General features: G+C 61.2%; 18 protein-coding genes. 9 read left to right on the top strand and 9 right to left on the bottom strand.

Annotated elements, in window-relative coordinates; all coding sequences use genetic code 11:
- Positions 1-49: 49 nt before the first annotated feature.
- Together mltA and EF888_RS21280 are read right to left on the bottom strand one after the other, a co-directional pair.
- Positions 50-1,081, bottom strand: coding sequence for a murein transglycosylase A (gene mltA, locus EF888_RS21285; RefSeq protein WP_109759213.1), 1,032 nt, complete (start codon positions 1,079-1,081; stop codon positions 50-52).
- Positions 1,078-1,737 carry a Tim44/TimA family putative adaptor protein gene (locus EF888_RS21280; RefSeq protein ID WP_109759212.1) on the bottom strand — a complete coding sequence of 220 codons (660 nt, stop codon included), beginning with the start codon at positions 1,735-1,737 and terminating at the stop codon, positions 1,078-1,080. The genes mltA and EF888_RS21280 overlap by 4 nt, the downstream gene beginning before the upstream one ends.
- A gap of 101 nt (positions 1,738-1,838) precedes the next feature.
- Here EF888_RS21280 and EF888_RS21275 point away from each other — a divergent pair, with 101 nt between their 5' ends.
- The gene (locus EF888_RS21275) at positions 1,839-2,300 is read left to right on the top strand and encodes an FxsA family protein (protein WP_109759211.1); all 462 of its coding nucleotides are present in this window, start codon (positions 1,839-1,841) and stop codon (positions 2,298-2,300) included.
- A gap of 61 nt (positions 2,301-2,361) precedes the next feature.
- Positions 2,362-2,871, top strand: coding sequence for a protein-export chaperone SecB (secB, locus tag EF888_RS21270; protein ID WP_109759210.1), 510 nt, complete (start codon positions 2,362-2,364; stop codon positions 2,869-2,871).
- Here secB and dnaQ read toward each other — a convergent pair.
- Genes dnaQ through EF888_RS21250 form a run of 4 tightly spaced genes read right to left on the bottom strand, consistent with a single transcriptional unit; the run spans position 2,855 to position 5,575 of the window.
- Positions 2,855-3,556, bottom strand: a complete 702-nt coding sequence (dnaQ, locus tag EF888_RS21265; RefSeq protein ID WP_109759372.1) for a DNA polymerase III subunit epsilon — start codon at positions 3,554-3,556, stop codon at positions 2,855-2,857. The genes secB and dnaQ overlap by 17 nt on opposite strands.
- Positions 3,556-4,149, bottom strand: a complete 594-nt coding sequence (gene coaE, locus EF888_RS21260; RefSeq protein ID WP_109759209.1) for a dephospho-CoA kinase — start codon at positions 4,147-4,149, stop codon at positions 3,556-3,558. Before coaE ends, dnaQ begins: the two co-directional genes overlap by 1 nt.
- Entirely contained in the window at positions 4,146-4,979 is an 834-nt protein-coding gene (locus EF888_RS21255) for a shikimate dehydrogenase (RefSeq protein ID WP_109759208.1), read from the bottom strand. The genes coaE and EF888_RS21255 overlap by 4 nt, the downstream gene beginning before the upstream one ends.
- The gene (locus EF888_RS21250) at positions 4,976-5,575 is read right to left on the bottom strand and encodes a Maf family protein (RefSeq protein WP_109759207.1); all 600 of its coding nucleotides are present in this window, start codon (positions 5,573-5,575) and stop codon (positions 4,976-4,978) included. Before EF888_RS21250 ends, EF888_RS21255 begins: the two co-directional genes overlap by 4 nt.
- A 409-nt stretch (positions 5,576-5,984) precedes the next feature.
- Between EF888_RS21250 and EF888_RS21245 the strand changes: the two genes are divergently transcribed.
- The 7 genes from EF888_RS21245 (at position 5,985) to EF888_RS21215 (ending at position 13,345) form a co-directional block, all read left to right on the top strand.
- Complete coding sequence (locus tag EF888_RS21245) at positions 5,985-6,434, top strand: CopD family protein (protein ID WP_109759206.1); 450 nt, start codon at positions 5,985-5,987, stop codon at positions 6,432-6,434.
- A gap of 122 nt (positions 6,435-6,556) precedes the next feature.
- A complete protein-coding gene (rho, locus tag EF888_RS21240; protein WP_109759205.1) occupies positions 6,557-7,825 on the top strand; it encodes a transcription termination factor Rho in 1,269 nt (422 codons plus the stop codon).
- A 30-nt stretch (positions 7,826-7,855) separates the two neighbouring features.
- Positions 7,856-9,130, top strand: coding sequence for a tRNA uridine-5-carboxymethylaminomethyl(34) synthesis GTPase MnmE (gene mnmE / locus EF888_RS21235; protein WP_109759204.1), 1,275 nt, complete (start codon positions 7,856-7,858; stop codon positions 9,128-9,130).
- 4 nt (positions 9,131-9,134) lie between these two features.
- Positions 9,135-11,009, top strand: coding sequence for a tRNA uridine-5-carboxymethylaminomethyl(34) synthesis enzyme MnmG (gene mnmG / locus EF888_RS21230; RefSeq protein ID WP_206508381.1), 1,875 nt, complete (start codon positions 9,135-9,137; stop codon positions 11,007-11,009).
- Positions 11,009-11,629 (top strand): 16S rRNA (guanine(527)-N(7))-methyltransferase RsmG, encoded by a 621-nt coding sequence (rsmG, locus tag EF888_RS21225; protein ID WP_109759203.1) that lies wholly within the window; start codon positions 11,009-11,011, stop codon positions 11,627-11,629. Before mnmG ends, rsmG begins: the two co-directional genes overlap by 1 nt.
- Complete coding sequence (locus EF888_RS21220; RefSeq protein WP_109759202.1) at positions 11,622-12,431, top strand: ParA family protein; 810 nt, start codon at positions 11,622-11,624, stop codon at positions 12,429-12,431. Before rsmG ends, EF888_RS21220 begins: the two co-directional genes overlap by 8 nt.
- Before the next feature lie 11 nt (positions 12,432-12,442).
- Positions 12,443-13,345: a ParB/RepB/Spo0J family partition protein gene (locus EF888_RS21215; RefSeq protein ID WP_109759201.1), complete on the top strand. Its 903-nt coding sequence runs from the start codon at positions 12,443-12,445 to the stop codon at positions 13,343-13,345.
- Here EF888_RS21215 and hemW read toward each other — a convergent pair.
- Genes hemW through rph form a run of 3 tightly spaced genes read right to left on the bottom strand, consistent with a single transcriptional unit; the run spans position 13,342 to position 15,783 of the window.
- Positions 13,342-14,469, bottom strand: a complete 1,128-nt coding sequence (gene hemW / locus EF888_RS21210; RefSeq protein WP_109759200.1) for a radical SAM family heme chaperone HemW — start codon at positions 14,467-14,469, stop codon at positions 13,342-13,344. The genes EF888_RS21215 and hemW overlap by 4 nt on opposite strands.
- A complete protein-coding gene (rdgB, locus tag EF888_RS21205; RefSeq protein WP_109759199.1) occupies positions 14,462-15,073 on the bottom strand; it encodes an RdgB/HAM1 family non-canonical purine NTP pyrophosphatase in 612 nt (203 codons plus the stop codon). The genes hemW and rdgB overlap by 8 nt, the downstream gene beginning before the upstream one ends.
- A complete protein-coding gene (gene rph / locus EF888_RS21200; RefSeq protein WP_109759198.1) occupies positions 15,073-15,783 on the bottom strand; it encodes a ribonuclease PH in 711 nt (236 codons plus the stop codon). The genes rdgB and rph overlap by 1 nt, the downstream gene beginning before the upstream one ends.
- Between the last annotated feature and the right edge of the window lie 61 nt (positions 15,784-15,844).

Here is a 15,844-nt window from a genome sequence, read left to right as displayed (position 1 = left end):
CGTTGCCACAGCTTCTCCTCCTCTGGAGCCAGCCGCCGGGGACGCCGGCTCATGACCCGTCGATCCGGGCAAGGGCCTCCTCGATCGGCAAGAGGACGATCATCCTGCCGCCGTCTCGCACCCGACCGGCCCGTCGTCCCGCCTGCCCACCGGTGCCGAAGAAGATGTCACCGCGCTGCGCGCCCCTGATTGCCGAGCCGGTGTCCTGCGCGACCATGAGACGCCGCATGGGCGAAGCGCCGTCCTTCTCCATCCAGACGGGTGCCCCGAGGGGCACGAACTCGGGATCGACGGCGATGGTGCGGCCGCCCGTGATCGAACGGTCCATCGCCCCGAGCGGACCCATGTGGGCGGGAACCTGGCTGACTTCGCGGAAGAAGACGTACGAGGGGTTATGGTTCAGAAGATCGGCACCTTCCTCGGGGTGGTCCCGAACCCAGGTCCGGATGACTTGTGCCGAGACCTGATGAGCCTCGAAGACGCCGCGCCGGATCAGTTCTTCTCCGATCGACCGGTAAGGGTGACCGTTCTTGCCGCCATAGCCGACGCGAATGCTTCTTCCGTCTTCCAGCCTGATCCGTCCGGACCCCTGGACCTGGAGGAAGAACTTTTCGACGGGATCCTCAACCCAGGCTATTTCCAGGCCGCGCCCCTTCAAGACGGACAGGTCCTCGATCTCCTTGCGGCTGAACCACTCGCCTGTTTCGGGCGCCTCGGGTGGACGACGGTAAAGGGGAACGCTGAAGCGCTCGCTCTCTTTGAGAGATCCGACAAGCTCGGGCTCGTAGTATCCAGTGAAAAGCGCTGGAGAGCCGTCCGTGATGAGGAGGGGACGGAAGACGGTTTCGAAGAAGGTGCGGGCGTCCGTTGCACGATCTGCCAAAGCGCACACGGCGGACCAGTCCCCGAAGGTCATGTCCTCGCAGGTGGACCGGAAAACCTCAAGCGCCGCCTCGTGGTTGTCGGACTCCCACCCTTTCAAGGCGGAGAACTCCAGAAGGCTAACTTCGGCAGAAAGGGGAAGGGGAAGGGCGGACACTGTCAGGAGCAGGAACGCAGCAAGACCGCTGCCAGGGGTCATTCGCCGGTAGCCACCAACTGCCAGTTGGGATCGTTAACGCCCATCTTGCGAGCAAAGGTCCAGACGTCGCGTTGACGTTTGATCTCGCTTGGATTGCCCTCGACGATTTCGCCTGCGGCGTTCCGCACGACCGAGGTCTGCTCACCCACGAAGCGGACGGTGATCTCTCCCTCGCTCGTCTGGCGGTCGAACTCGGCTTCCTTCAGCGTAACTTCACGGACGCCAACGAAATTCGCGTCAATCGACAGACCTTCTGCCTTCCGAGCGTCGATGACGGACTGGAACGTCTGCTCGATATCGTCGGACAGGAAGTCGCGGACGGGCGTCAGATGACCACTTTCGAATGCCATGAGGATCATCTCATAGGCCGAACGGGACCCTTCGAGGAACGACTTCACCATGAAGCCTGGCTCGGCCATCTTCATGGCTGCCAGAGCCTTGGCGCTTTGCGACCCATCCTCGACGTGGTCGGTGATGTCGTGATCGGGTCCGCCCTCGATCACGTCGAAGTCGGCGCGACGAGACGGACGGCCGGGGGCTTGCGTCACTGCGGGCTTTTCAAAGCCCTCTCTGGTGCCGAGAACGCTGCGCAGGCGCAGGATCAGAAACACGGCAATGCCGGCAAGGACCAGAAGCTGGATCAAGGAGGAGCTCATGCGTTCTCTCGGGACAGGGTTTGGCATTCTGACATCAGGGTCCATATGTAGGTGCTGATTGGGTGCGAGTCCACCGGACCCCCTGCGACCAAGAGGACATCATGCGGCTCTTTCTTCCGTTCCTTCTCGTTCCGCTCATCGAGATTGCGCTTTTCATCCAGGTCGGCGGACTGATCGGGCTGTGGTGGACGCTGGCCATCGTGATCGGCACAGCGGTCTTGGGAACCTTCCTCGTCCGAAGCCAGGGCATGGCCGTTCTTGCCCAGCTTCGCGGATCGATGGAACGTCTGAGCGATCCGACCGGACCTCTCGCGCATGGAGCGATGATCCTGTTTTCGGGCGCACTTCTTCTGACGCCGGGGTTTTTCACCGACGCAGTCGGTTTCGCCCTTCTCGTGCCCGGCATCCGCGAATCCATCTTTCGTGCCGTTCGAAAACGGGTCGTCATTGAACGGTTCAACTACGGTACGCCGCCGCAGGCCCCAGTCGATCCGAACGTGATCGAAGGTGAGTTCGAGGAGATCGAGCCACGGAAGGGACCCTCTGGCTGGACCCGCCATTGAGGGGAGGCTGCCACGCCGCTATAGAGGTCCGAACAAGAATTTTATCCAGACGGAGAGCCTCATGGCCGAAAATGGAAACGGCGCCGCGCCGCAGACACCCCAGATGCCGCAGATGAAGGTGCTGGGACAGTTCATCCGCGACATGTCCTTCGAGAACATCCTGGCCCGCAAACCGGTCGAAGGTCAGGTGCAGCCCGACATCCAGGTCCAGGTCGCCCTCGACGCTCGCAAGGGCTCGAATGCGAACCAGTACGAGGTGGTCACCAAGTTCAACATCACCTCGAAGAACAAGGGCACCGATGCCGTGCTTTTCGTGCTCGAGCTCGAGTACTCCGGTCTCTTCCAGATCGAAAACGTAGCCGACGACCAGCTTCACCCGTTTCTTCTGATCGAATGCCCGCGGATGATCTTCCCGTTCGTCCGCCGGATCGTCAGCGACGTGACCCGCGACGGCGGCTTCCCGCCCTTGAACATGGACACGATCGATTTCGTCGCACTCTACCGTCAGCAGCTCGCCCAGAGACAGCAGGCGCAGGCTGGAAAGACCGAAACGCCTACGCCGGCGAACTGAACGTCAGCCAAAGCGCCCCACTCCCCATCTTCCCGACGAATGCCTCGTGTGCCGCTACCTCGGCCTCGGTCAGCCGGGCGGGAAGGGGACGGGGGCGCGGCTGGGGACGCCACGCTTCTGTCACATCGCTTCCCGTCCGCTTCTGGTCGACTGGGGCTAGGACAAGGTCCGGCTGACGCCCGCCGATCAGTTCAAGATAAACGTCTGCCAGAATCTCGCTGTCGAGAAGAGCGCCGTGCAGCGTTCTTGCCGAGTTGTCGATGGAGTAGCGGCGGCAAAGTGCGTCCAGCGATGCCGGCGAACCGGGAAACTTCCGCCGAGCGATGTCCAGGGTGTCGACGGCGCGCTCCCACGGGATCTGGGGAAGCCCGAGCCAGCGCAATTCGGCGTTCAGGAATTTCATGTCGAACGCGGCGTTGTGGATCACAAGCTTCGCGTCACCGATGAAGTCTAGAAACTCCTTCGCGACATGGCGGAACAGAGGTTTGTCGCGCAGGAAGTCGTCTGTCAGGCCATGGACGTCTATGGCTTCTTTTGGAACCATGCGCTCGGGGTTGAGGTACTGGTGAAAGGTCCGTCCCGTCGGGACGTGCCCATGCAGTTCGACCGCGCCGATTTCGACAATGCGGTCGCCAGTCTCGGGATCCAGTCCGGTGGTTTCGGTGTCGAGAACGATCTCGCGCATCATCTGCCGAATGCCTTTGCCTGCTCGACCACATCATGGACAGCGGCGCGGGCGGCTTCAAGCGATGTGGTCTCGATCACGGCGTCCGCGCGTGCCCTCTTTCCGGCGTCAGGAACCTGGCGGTTCAGGATCAGCTCGAATTTGTCCGGCGTCATGCCCGGACGCGACAAGACGCGCCGTCGCTGTTCCTCGGCGGGTGCGGAGACGACGACGATCATATCCACTGTAGCTTCGGCGCCGATTTCGAAGAGGAGCGGAATGTCGACCACGACAACGGGTGCGTTCGTTCCGGCCACGAATTTTGCGCGATCCTCTGCGACCAGCGGGTGAACTGCCGCCTCGACAAGCGCGAGAAGGTCAGGGTCTTTCCCTATCGCGTCAGAGAGCGTCTCTCGGTCGATTGCGCCGTCGACGACAGCGTCGGGGCAGAGCGCGCGAAGTCGTGGAACAGCGCCGCCTCCCTTTGAATAGAGACGGTGGACGGCCTCATCGGCGTCCCAGACAGGCACGTCCAGATCGCGAAACATCGCCGCCGTTGTCGATTTTCCCATCCCGATCGAGCCGGTCAGTCCGATGACGATCGGTCGGCTCACCTCAGAACAGCGTCGCGCAGTGCGTCGTCGACTTCGGGTTTCATGTTGAACCAGCGCTCGAAGCCGGGAGCAGCCTGGTGCAGCAGCATCCCGAGGCCGTCGACCGTCCGACACCCCAAGGCGCGGGCGTATTGAAGAAGCGGCGTTTCGAGAGGGGCATAGACAAGGTCTGTGACGACGGCGTCGCGGGACAGTCCGTCGAGGGGAATCCGCATTTCGGACTTGCCGACCATGCCGAGCGAAGACGCATTCACCACGGTTGCAGCGCCGTCGAGCGCATTGCCCGCCTGCACCCAGTCAATGACTTCGATCTTGTGCCCGAACTCGCGCCGCAGCGTGTCCGCCCGCGCCTTGGTTCTATTGGTCAGCCGGATCTCCTGTGCGCCTGCGTCGATAAGCGACGCAATGACGGCGCGCGCCGCTCCGCCTGCCCCTATGACAGCCGCCGGTCCGTCGGCGGCGTTCCAGTCAGGCGCGCCCTGTCGAAGGTTCTCGATGAATCCGTAACCATCCGTGTTGTCCGCGACGATTTTGCCATCCTCGCGAAAGGTCAACGTATTCGCCGACCCGATGAGAGCGGCGCGGTCGGTGACGCTGTCGGCCATCGTGAGGACGTGCTCCTTGTGCGGAATCGTCACGTTCAGGCCGACGAAACCCACCTTCGGAAGCACCCTCAGAGCGTCTTCGAGGTCGGGGGACGCGATATCCATAGGGATGTAGTGGCCGGCGATCCCATAGCGCCGCAGCCAATGCTGATGCAGCCGCGGCGATCTCGAATGCGAGATTGGAGTCCCGATGACGCCGGCCAGAGGAATGCGCTTTGTGCTCATTCCGGCAGGGTGCCTCTGGCTGTCAGCCAAGGCAAGAGTTGCAGAAGCGGAAGGCCCAGGATCGTGAAGTGGTCACCTTCGATGCGCGAGAACAGGCGCACGCCTTCCTCCTCGATCTTGTAGCCGCCGACAGAGGTGCTGATGCTCTCCCAGTTGCGGTCGACATAGTCGCGGGCATAGGCGTCCGAGATGTCGCGCATCCACATCCGAGCGTGTCCTACATAGCGCCAAAGGGGGGTCGCACCTTCGTACACCACAGCCGCCGAGTGAAGGTCGTGCCGCTTTCCTCGGAGGCCTTGGATCTGCGCAACAGCATCGTCCGCCGTCGCGGGCTTCGAGAGGATGGTGCCGTCGAACTCCAGAACCTGGTCGCAGCCCAGGACCAGCGCCTCCGGGCGCTTTGACGCGATCTTTCGCGCCTTCGCTTCAGCCAACGCATCGGCGATGTCGCGCGGCGACGCACCTTCGGCTAGAAGCGACGCCTTGATCGCGCTCTCGTCGACGGTTGCGGGCAAGATCTCGATCGGGACGTTCGCGCGAAGTAGAAGTTCAGCGCGGATCGCCGAGCCTGATGCCAAAATAAGCGGCTGAACCATGTGGATAAACCTGTGAAAGGCGAGGCCTGGAACCTAGGGACGATACCGCCGAGACTCGAAGGATTCCCAGAACAGCGAACGATCTAGCATGTGCCGGTCGAAAAGTCCGAGTGTTTTCCACCGTGGGTTTCGTCATCGCCGACCCTGTGCGCTTCCTCAACGTTCACTGGGATTTCCCCCGGTTATCCACATGCCAGCGAGTGTGCAGCTAAACTTTAAGAGTTATGAATTCCTCATGAATTTCTGTTTTTCCCGTTCCGCGTTGTGAAGTGGGGATGTCGCCATGCTCCCTGTGCACAACTCGGCGCGCAACGCATGAACTCCACTTGTCCCTGTGCCCTATCATCACATCATCTTTTCTTTCATTCTCTTTTTCTTTTAAGAGGCTCCGAGCTTACGGAGACGCCGCATGTCCGAGATACTGGCCAGCCTCTATCCCTGGACGAAGTCGCTTCACGTCCTCTCGGTCATTTCCTGGATGGCGGGGTTGTTCTATCTCCCGAGGCTCTTCGTGCATCATGTCGAGCAGGCAGGGCGAGACAGCCATATCCATGAGACCTTCTCGATGATGGAGCGAAAGCTGTTCCGCCTCATCATGAACCCCGCCATGATCGCCACCTGGGTCTTCGGGCTCATGTTGGTCTTCACACCGGGCATCGTCGACTGGTCGCTGGTCTGGCCGTGGACGAAGGCGGCGGGCGTCCTGGCGATGACCTGGTTTCACCATTGGCTGGGGTACCGGCGCAAGGAACTGGCGGCGGGGACGAATACGAGGAGCGGTCGGGCGTTCCGTATGATGAACGAAGTCCCGACGCTGCTCGTGATCATCATCGTTTTCTCGGTCATCGTGAAGTTCTGACACTTCTTGACTCGCGCTTGTTAGTTGCATATCTACGCGACCGGACGCGGTCCTCGTGTTCGTAACTCTCCCACTCCCTACCGTTTCGTCTGCCCGGGGCACGGCGTCCGAAAGGCATTCTAATGACCGACCGTCTGAATCTCGCCGACCTCAAGTCGAAGTCGCCCAAAGAGCTGCTGTCCATGGCAGAGGAGCTCGAGATCGAGAACGCCTCGACCATGCGCAAGGGCGAGATGATGTTCTCGATTCTGCGCGAGAGGGCGGATGAAGACTGGATCATCGGGGGCGACGGGGTGCTGGAGGTCCTGCAGGACGGCTTCGGCTTCCTTCGCTCGCCCGAGGCGAACTATCTGCCGGGTCCTGACGACATCTACGTTTCTCCCGACATGATCCGGCAGCATTCGTTGCGCACCGGGGACTCGGTCGAGGGCGTGATACGCGAGCCGAACGATCAGGAACGATATTTCGCGCTGACGAAGGTTGAGACGATCAATTTCGAAGATCCCGACAAGGCGCGCCACAAGGTCAGCTTCGACAACCTGACCCCGCTCTATCCCGACGAGCGTATGACGATGGAAATCGAGGATCCGACGGTCAAGGATCGCTCTGCCCGCGTTATCGACCTCGTTGCTCCTATCGGAAAGGGTCAGCGCTGTCTGATCGTGGCACCGCCGCGGACGGGTAAGACGGTGCTCTTGCAGAACATCGCTCACTCGATCGAGACCAACCACCCGGAGTGCTACCTGATCGTCCTTCTGATCGACGAGCGGCCGGAAGAGGTGACGGACATGCAGCGCTCGGTCAAGGGCGAGGTCGTGTCCTCGACGTTCGACGAACCTGCCACCCGTCACGTCGCTGTGTCGGAGATGGTCATCGAAAAGGCAAAGCGCCTGGTGGAACACAAGCGCGACGTTGTGATCTTGCTCGACTCGATCACGCGTCTTGGCCGTGCGTTCAACACCGTCGTTCCCTCGTCGGGCAAGGTTCTGACCGGCGGTGTCGATGCGAACGCCCTCCAGCGGCCCAAGCGTTTTTTTGGTGCTGCACGGAACATCGAAGAGGGCGGCAGCCTTACGATCATTGCGACTGCGCTGATCGATACCGGTAGCCGGATGGACGAGGTCATCTTCGAAGAGTTCAAGGGAACGGGTAACTCGGAAATCGTTCTGGACCGCAAGGTTGCCGACAAGCGGGTCTATCCTGCGATGGATATCCTCAAGTCCGGCACTCGGAAGGAGGACCTTCTGGTGGACAAGAACGACCTTCAGAAGACCTTTGTGCTGCGCCGCATCCTCAACCCAATGGGCACCACGGATGCTGTCGAGTTCCTGCTGTCGAAGCTGAAGCAAACGAAGTCGAACGCGGAATTCTTTGACTCCATGAACGCGTGAATCTCTGTTTTAGAACAGTAGGTTAGGCTTATGGACACGATCTTTGCCCTGGCGAGCGCGCGGGGTCGCTCCGGCGTTGCCGTGGTGCGCCTGTCAGGACCGCAGGCATTCTCGGCCTTGGAGCAGATGGCGGGACGATTGCCTGCGCCGCGCCGTGCCTCTCTTCGTACGCTTCTGGGCGCTCAAGGGATCCTCGACAAGGCGCTTGTTCTGACGTTTCCCGAGCCGGACAGCTTTACGGGGGAAGACGTCGTCGAATTGCACCTGCACGGTTCAGTCGCCGTGGTCGATGCGGTGCTGCGTGATCTGGGTAGACGGAGTGGCTTGAGGCTGGCGGAGGCAGGCGAGTTCACTAGGCGAGCGCTCGAGAACGAGCGGCTTGACCTGTCACAGGTTGAAGGCCTGTCGGATCTCATCGAGGCGGAAACCGAGGCTCAGCGCAAACAGGCGTTTCGCGTTTTCTCCGGCGCTCTGGGTGCTAGGGCGCAGTCCTGGCGGGAGCGGTTAATTCGCGCCGCAGCGCTTTTGGAGGCGACGATAGATTTCGCAGACGAGGATGTTCCGGTCGATGTGATCCCCGAAGTGACGGTTTTGATCGAAAGTGTTCAGCGTGAGCTAATAGAGGAAGCGTCGGGCCTGAAGGCAGCGGAACGGGTACGCGAGGGTTTCGAGATCGCGATCGTCGGCCCTCCCAATGTCGGCAAGTCCACTCTGCTGAATACCTTGGCGGGACGAGAGGCTGCGATCACCTCGTCGATCGCGGGCACGACCCGCGACGTGATCGAAGTCAGGATGAACCTCTCGGGGCTTCCGGTGACGCTGGTCGATACCGCTGGACTTCGTGAGGCGCAGGACGAGATCGAAGCCATGGGCGTTGACCGCGCTCGGCGCCGGGCAGACGCTGCGGACCTGAGGGTGATCTTGAAAGCCTCGGCCGAGGATGCGCCTGCAGTCCAGCCTCGCGATGAGGATGTCGTGGTCGTGTCGAAGTCGGATCTTGTACCCGGTGACTTCTCGGCGCTGACAGGCGCGGGCATCAATCAACTCATCGAGCGCATCACCTCCGTCCTTGAGGGCCGGTCGGCTGGTGCGGGCTTAATCATTCGTGAGCGGCAAGCGCGTGCCGTGGTGAATGCCGCTACCTCTTTGGGAATCGCGCGCGATCGGTTAATGACGTCGGACGGCGTGGATCTGACCGCCGAAGACTTGCGGTATGCAATCGGGTCGCTGGATAGCCTGGTGGGTCGGGTAGACGTCGAGCATGTGCTCGACGAGATATTCTCGAGCTTCTGTATTGGAAAGTAGGCCCATGTTTCACGTGAAACATCATGAGACGCATGTAGTGGTGGTTGGGGGCGGACATGCCGGATGCGAGGCGGCTCATGCTGCCGCACGTCGTGGTGCGAAGGTTATCCTGGTGACATTGCGTCGCGACGGCATCGGCGTCATGTCCTGTAATCCTGCAATCGGAGGGTTGGGTAAGGGCCACCTCGTTCGCGAGATCGATGCCTTGGACGGTCTGATGGGGCGTGTGGCCGACGAGGCGGGGATCCAGTTCCGCCTTCTAAATCGTCGCAAGGGCCCCGCTGTTCAGGGGCCGCGTGCGCAGGCAGACCGTGACCTGTATCGGAGGGCCATGCTGCGTGAAATCGACTCGCATCCGGGAATCGAGGTCGTGGAGGGGGAGGTTACCGACCTTCTTATGAACGGCGACACCGTTGCCGGCGTCGCATTGTCCGATGCATCCGAGATTCGCTCTGCCGCTGTTATCCTGACCACCGGTACGTTCCTTCGTGGTGTCATTCACATCGGCGACGTCTCTCGGGCCGGCGGGCGTGTAGGCGACCGCGCGTCTGTGCGGTTGGCCGAGAGGATCGACAATTTCGGATTGCCTCTTGGCCGACTGAAGACAGGCACGCCACCTCGACTCAAGAAGAGTTCCATCGACTGGGAAGGTTTGGAGCAGCAGCCGGGTGACGAGGAGCCTTCGCTGTTCTCATTCCTGTCGACGGGCGTTACCGCGCCTCAGGTGTCGTGTGGAATAACTCATACCAATGAGAAGACCCACGACATCATACGCACCAATCTCGCCCGATCAGCCATGTATGGCGGTCACATTGATGGCGTGGGCCCGCGCTATTGCCCGTCGATCGAGGACAAGGTAGTCCGTTTCGCCGATAAAGCCTCGCACCAGGTTTTCCTGGAGCCTGAAGGACATACCAGCGATCTCGTCTATCCCAACGGCATCTCGACGTCGCTTCCCGAGGAGGTGCAGGAGGCATATGTTCGTTCGATCAATGGACTTGAGGACGCCATCATCGCTCAGCCCGGGTATGCCATTGAATACGACTACGTCGACCCCCGTGCGCTGACGTCATCCCTCAGGCTGAAGGATGTGCCAGGCCTTTATCTTGCAGGTCAGATCAACGGCACTACCGGCTATGAGGAGGCTGCGGCTCAGGGGCTGGTAGCTGGACTGAATGCGGCAGGCTGCGCATTGGACTTGGGCCCGATCTCGTTCGGTCGCGATACATCTTACATGGGCGTGATGGTCGATGACCTGATTACACGGGGCGTGACCGAGCCGTACCGGATGTTCACTTCGCGCGCGGAATTTCGGCTGTCGCTACGGGCGGACAATGCCGATCAGCGCCTTACGCCATTGGGAATTGCGGCCGACTGCGTCGGCGAGAGCAGGCAGGCCGGTTTCGTGCGAAAGATGGAGCTCATCGGGCAGGGCCGCACGCTTTTGGCCGAAACCGAGATTGAAGCACGTGAAGCTGCTGCGGTTGGAGTGCGTGTTGCTGCGGGAGGCGAACGGCGGACGGCAGACCAGTACCTGTCCTTCGCCGACGTCGACTTCGCGCTTCTCCTTCGAATAAAGCCTGAGCTTGAGAAGGTCGATCCTACTGTCCGCCAGCAGTTGAAGAATGACGCGCTCTACGCACAGTATCTGGGGCGCCAAGCTTCGGCAGCGGCAAGCCTGAAGCGCGACGAGGCTCATCTCATCCCTTTGGACTTCGACTACGAGCGAATGACTGGGCTCTCCAATGAACTTCGCCAAAAGCTCAAAGCGACGCGGCCAGAAAGTCTCGGACAGGCTGGGCGGGTCGAAGGCATGACCCCTGCCGCGCTCACCCTCATCCTCGCGAAGCTTCGCCAGGGTGCTAAGAAATCTGCGTGATGAGGGCGGAAGACTATGACTGGAGCGATAATGTTTCACGTGAAACATACCTTCGGCTGAGTATTTACGAAAACCTCCTGCAGAAGTGGACAGCTCGCATAAACTTGGTTGGCTCAGGCACTCTGGCTGATGTGTGGCAGCGACACTTTGTCGACTCCGCGCAACTCTGGAAGCTCGGTCCTGACGGGGGCAAGGTCTGGGCGGACTTGGGGAGTGGAGGGGGGTTCCCGGGCGCGGTGATTGCCATCATTGCGGCTGAAGCGTGCCCGGAGATGAGAGTTACTCTGATCGAGTCGGACCAAAGGAAGGCCGCCTTCCTTCGTGCCGTCGCTCGCGAAACGGGAGTGGCGTTTAACGTTGCCGCACATCGCATCGAAGAGATCGATCCGCTGAATGCGGACATCATCTCAGCCCGCGCCCTTGGATCGCTCGACAAGCTGCTCGAATACGCCAAACGTCACATGGCTCCTGGTGGGACGGCGCTTTTCATGAAGGGCGCAAAGGCGGATGATGAAATCGCGACTGCCCTTGATAGATGGAAGTTCCGCTGCGAGAAGACCGTAAGCGCCACTGATCCCGCAGCGGTCATATTGAAAATCGGAGATATCGAGCGTGTCTGATCCGACAAGGACGCCGCCGCCGCGGATCATCTCGATCACCAACCAGAAGGGCGGCGTGGGAAAGACGACCACTGCAATCAATCTGGGCGCTGCGTTGGCCGAAGAAGGTTACAACGTCCTGCTCGTCGATCTCGACCCTCAAGGAAACGCATCCACAGGCTTGGGAATTGCGGCAGAGGATCGCGATTACACGACATATGACCTGATCCTGGATGAGACGCCGATCGAAAAGGTCATCCGGCAGACGTCGGTCGAAGGTTTGCTTATCGCCCCGTCGACAACCGATTTGAGCTCTGCAGATATCGAGATGATGTCGATCGAAAAGCGAAGCTTTTTACTTCATGATGCCCTGCGACAGCCGGCCATCGACGGTTACGAGCTAGATTTCGTCTTAATAGACTGCCCGCCATCCCTGAGCCTTCTCACGATCAACGCCATGGTGGCGTCGGACTCGGTGCTGATTCCGCTTCAAAGCGAGTTCTTCGCGCTAGAGGGCTTGTCGCAGCTAATGAGAACGGTCCGAGAAGTTCGCCAATCGGCGAATCCGGACCTTCGGATTGAGGGCGTCCTTCTGACGATGTACGACGCCCGCAATAACCTGAGCCAGCAGGTCGAGACCGACGCGCGACAAACTTTGGGGGCATTGGTTTATGACACCGTGGTTCCCCGGAACGTCAGGCTGTCGGAAGCGCCATCGTACGCGATGCCAGTCCTGAGCTACGATCCTACGTCGAAAGGTGCTTTGGCCTATCGCGCACTGGCACAAGAAGTGGTAGAGAAGATCGAGCACTCCGCATCATAGGGTAGCGGCCAATGGCACAGGCAAAAGTCGAGCGTCGGGGATTAGGTCGTGGGCTTTCGGCCCTCATGGCGGATGTGGAGGCACCCTCTGCTGCAGGATCTTCAGGATCGCGGAAGGCCGAAGCAACGGTCGCCATCGACCGCATCCTGCCAAATCCGGATCAGCCCCGCCGCACCTTTACCGAGGACGCACTCGAGGAGCTGACCACATCGATCAGGGAGAAGGGCATCATCCAGCCCTTGATCCTGCGACCCGATCCCAGGAACCCCGGCGGATATCAGATCGTCGCGGGCGAACGGCGCTGGCGTGCGGCGCAGCGCGCGCGCCTTCACGAAGTGCCAGCCATCGTGCGGGAGCTCGACGACACCGAGGTCTTGGAGCTCGCCATCATCGAGAACATCCAGCGGGCCGATCTGAACGCGGTGGAAGAGGCCGCTGGCTATCGCCAACTGATGGACCGCTTCGGGCACACGCAAGAAAAGCTGGCCGAGGCAATGGGGAAAAGCCGCAGCCACATCGCGAACCTCCTGCGCATGCTCAATCTGCCCGACGAAGTCCTGTCGTTTGTCCGCGAGGGAACCCTCTCCGCAGGCCACGCGCGCGCACTCGTGACAGCTGAAGATCCGGTCACACTCGCGCGGCAAATCGCAAAGAGCAGCCTCTCGGTGCGTCAGGCCGAGCGTCTGGCGAAGGGTTCGGGATCAAAGGCGAAAGGCGTAGCGAACCGGACCGAAAAAGATGCTGACACAAGGCAAATCGAGCGCGACCTTGCTGCCGCTCTTGGTATGAAGGTGACAATCGATCACGCGGCGGGAACCGAGAACGGAACGCTGACCATCCGATACCGTGACCTGACCGAGTTGGACGAAGTGTGCAGACGCCTGTCCGTGACGACGGGCGCAGGTGAAGTCTAAGTCAGAAGCTGCCTCAGGATCGCATTCAGGAGAGGCTTGCCCTTGCGGGTCAGACGAACGCGGTCCGACGCAACTTCGATGAGCCCAAGTTCGGTCAACTCGTTGATTGCCTTGACGTTTTTCAGACCGTCGAGAGACACGCCCTCGCCAAGCCGCAACCCCATCAGGACAGCTTCCTCCCGAACATCCTCGGGCGAAAGCTGGATGCGAAGGCTTTCGCCGCTTCCTTCATCTCTCACGGCAGCCAGCCACTTCAAGGGCGCCAGATGCGTCTCAGTTGCCGTCCGGCCCTCAGGCAAGGACAGTCGCCCATGCGCGCCAGGCCCGACGCCGACCCACTCGCCAGACCGCCAGTAGATGAGGTTGTGACGCGCTTCGTGGCCCAGAGACGCGTGGTTCGACGTTTCATATGCCGGCAGCCCAGCTGCTTCGGTCATGTCCTGCGTGAGGTCAAACATGTCCGCGCCCAGGTCCTCGTCGGGCAGACCACGGAGCGATCCTTTACTAAAACGATCGCCGAACGCGGTACTGGGTTCGATGGTAAGCTGGTAAAGCGACAGGTGACCGGACGACATCGAAAGAGCCTGGGCCAGTTCGTTTCGCCACGACTCAAGCGTCTGGTTCTGCCGGGCGTAAATTAGGTCGAACGATACGCGCGGAAAGATCTGCTGAGCCGTCGCCACCGCTGCCCGCGCCTCTTCGACGCTGTGAAGACGGCCAAGGGCGCGGAGGTCGTCTTCGACCAGCGACTGCACGCCAACGGACACGCGATTGACACCTGCGTCGGCGTAAGCTTGGAAGCGTCCGGCTTCGACCGAGGTCGGGTTCGCCTCGAGCGTGATCTCCATGTCATTCGACGCGGTCCAGGATGACCTCGCCGCTTCGATGACGGCGCCTACCGTTTCGGGCGGCATCAGGCTGGGCGTGCCGCCGCCGAAGAAGATCGTGTCGATGACGCGTGATCCGGTTTCGGCAGCGCTACGCCTGATTTCCGACGCAAGCGCCTCTCGCCAGGCCACATGGTCGACGGAAGCCGACACATGGCTGTTGAAGTCGCAGTAGGGGCACTTGGACTGGCAGAAGGGCCAGTGGACATAGAGCCCGAAGCCGGGCCTCTCATCCATGGCCGATGGCGGCCTTGAGCTTGCGGAAGGCATCCGCGCGATGGCTCATGCGGTTCTTTTGCCAACGGTCCATCTCGCCGAAAGTGGTGTCGTGGCCATCAGGCTGGAAGACCGGATCGTATCCATGTCCCTGATCGCCCCGCATCGGCCAGACGAAACGTCCCTCGACCTTCCCAGGAAAGACTTCGTCATGTCCGTCGGGCCAGGCAAGAACGAAGGTGGCGCAGAACTGCGCCGTCCAGGGTTCAGGGGCCCCGGACGCAATCAGCTCGTCGTGAGCGCGCGTCATGGCCAGACCGAAGTCGCGACCATTCGGAGTTTCGGCCCAGTCCGCGGTATAGACACCCGGGGCCCCTTGCAGCGCATCGATCTCGATGCCGGAGTCGTCCGAGAGGGCGGGCATTCCGGTCGCCTGCGCCGCCGCATGGGCCTTGATGCGGGCGTTCTCGACAAAGGACGTGCCCGTCTCGTCCGGTTCGGGCAGGTTCATGTCTGCAGCGCCCACAACCGAAATGCCGTGATCCGACAGGAGGTCGGCGATCTCTTCCAGCTTGCCCCGATTATGGGTCGCGACGAGAAGACGGTCGTCGACGAAGCGCCGCATCAGACCAGCGCGGTCTTTTGCGCGGCCACGAGGGTGTCGATCCCGGCTGAGGCGAGGTCGAGAAGCGTCGACATCTCGTCTCGCGCGAAGGTCGCGCCTTCGGCGGACATCTGCACCTCGATCAGACGGCCGCGCCCTGTGAGAACGAAGTTACCGTCGACGCCGGCTTCGCTGTCCTCGGGATAGTCGAGATCCAGCACCGGCTGACCGGCATAGATGCCACATGATACTGCCGCGACGTGGTCAGTCAGTGGATCGGTCCGCACGAGACCGGCCTTCATCAGGCTGTTCACCGCAAGCCGAAGCGCAACCCATCCCCCCGTGATCGAGGCGCAGCGCGTGCCACCGTCGGCCTGGATCACGTCGCAGTCGATGATGATCTGGCGTTCGCCCAAAGCAGGGCGATCGACGCAGGCGCGAAGGGCGCGGCCGATCAGACGCTGGATTTCCTGAGTGCGGCCGGATTGGCCATTCTTGGCTTCGCGCTTGCCACGCGTGTGCGTCGCCCGGGGCAGCATGCCGTATTCGGCCGTGACCCAGCCGAGACCCGAATTCTTCATCCATGGCGGGACGCGTTCGTCGATTGAGGCGGTGCACAGGACATGCGTGTCGCCGCAGCGGATCATGCAAGACCCCTCGGCATGGCGCGTCACGCTGGTTTCGATAGACACCGGGCGCATTTCGCCCACGGCCCGTCCGGATGGTCTCATCGGTGTCTCCTCAGTGTCGGCGGTTGATAGTCGGACGGTCGGATTGCTTCAACCCCGATTG

Source organism: Silicimonas algicola, assembly GCF_003970735.1.
Classification (GTDB): Bacteria; Pseudomonadota; Alphaproteobacteria; order Rhodobacterales; family Rhodobacteraceae; genus Silicimonas; species Silicimonas algicola.
Note: the sequence above shows the minus strand (reverse complement) of the source record. Positions and strands in the feature narration are given on the sequence as shown.

What these genes read in the sequence shown, in the direction of transcription:
- mltA (WP_109759213.1), bottom strand. Translation starts at nt 1,081, where the DNA reads ATGACCCCTGGCAGCGGTCTTGCTGCGTTCCTGCTCCTGACAGTGTCC.
- EF888_RS21280 (WP_109759212.1), bottom strand. Translation starts at nt 1,737, where the DNA reads ATGAGCTCCTCCTTGATCCAGCTTCTGGTCCTTGCCGGCATTGCCGTG.
- EF888_RS21275 (WP_109759211.1), top strand. Translation starts at nt 1,839, where the DNA reads ATGCGGCTCTTTCTTCCGTTCCTTCTCGTTCCGCTCATCGAGATTGCG.
- secB (WP_109759210.1), top strand. Translation starts at nt 2,362, where the DNA reads ATGGCCGAAAATGGAAACGGCGCCGCGCCGCAGACACCCCAGATGCCG.
- dnaQ (WP_109759372.1), bottom strand. Translation starts at nt 3,556, where the DNA reads ATGCGCGAGATCGTTCTCGACACCGAAACCACCGGACTGGATCCCGAG.
- EF888_RS21255 (WP_109759208.1), bottom strand. Translation starts at nt 4,979, where the DNA reads ATGAGCACAAAGCGCATTCCTCTGGCCGGCGTCATCGGGACTCCAATC.
- EF888_RS21250 (WP_109759207.1), bottom strand. Translation starts at nt 5,575, where the DNA reads ATGGTTCAGCCGCTTATTTTGGCATCAGGCTCGGCGATCCGCGCTGAA.
- EF888_RS21245 (WP_109759206.1), top strand. Translation starts at nt 5,985, where the DNA reads ATGTCCGAGATACTGGCCAGCCTCTATCCCTGGACGAAGTCGCTTCAC.
- rho (WP_109759205.1), top strand. Translation starts at nt 6,557, where the DNA reads ATGACCGACCGTCTGAATCTCGCCGACCTCAAGTCGAAGTCGCCCAAA.
- mnmE (WP_109759204.1), top strand. Translation starts at nt 7,856, where the DNA reads ATGGACACGATCTTTGCCCTGGCGAGCGCGCGGGGTCGCTCCGGCGTT.
- mnmG (WP_206508381.1), top strand. Translation starts at nt 9,135, where the DNA reads ATGTTTCACGTGAAACATCATGAGACGCATGTAGTGGTGGTTGGGGGC.
- rsmG (WP_109759203.1), top strand. Translation starts at nt 11,009, where the DNA reads ATGAGGGCGGAAGACTATGACTGGAGCGATAATGTTTCACGTGAAACA.
- EF888_RS21215 (WP_109759201.1), top strand. Translation starts at nt 12,443, where the DNA reads ATGGCACAGGCAAAAGTCGAGCGTCGGGGATTAGGTCGTGGGCTTTCG.
- hemW (WP_109759200.1), bottom strand. Translation starts at nt 14,469, where the DNA reads ATGGATGAGAGGCCCGGCTTCGGGCTCTATGTCCACTGGCCCTTCTGC.
- rdgB (WP_109759199.1), bottom strand. Translation starts at nt 15,073, where the DNA reads ATGCGGCGCTTCGTCGACGACCGTCTTCTCGTCGCGACCCATAATCGG.
- rph (WP_109759198.1), bottom strand. Translation starts at nt 15,783, where the DNA reads ATGAGACCATCCGGACGGGCCGTGGGCGAAATGCGCCCGGTGTCTATC.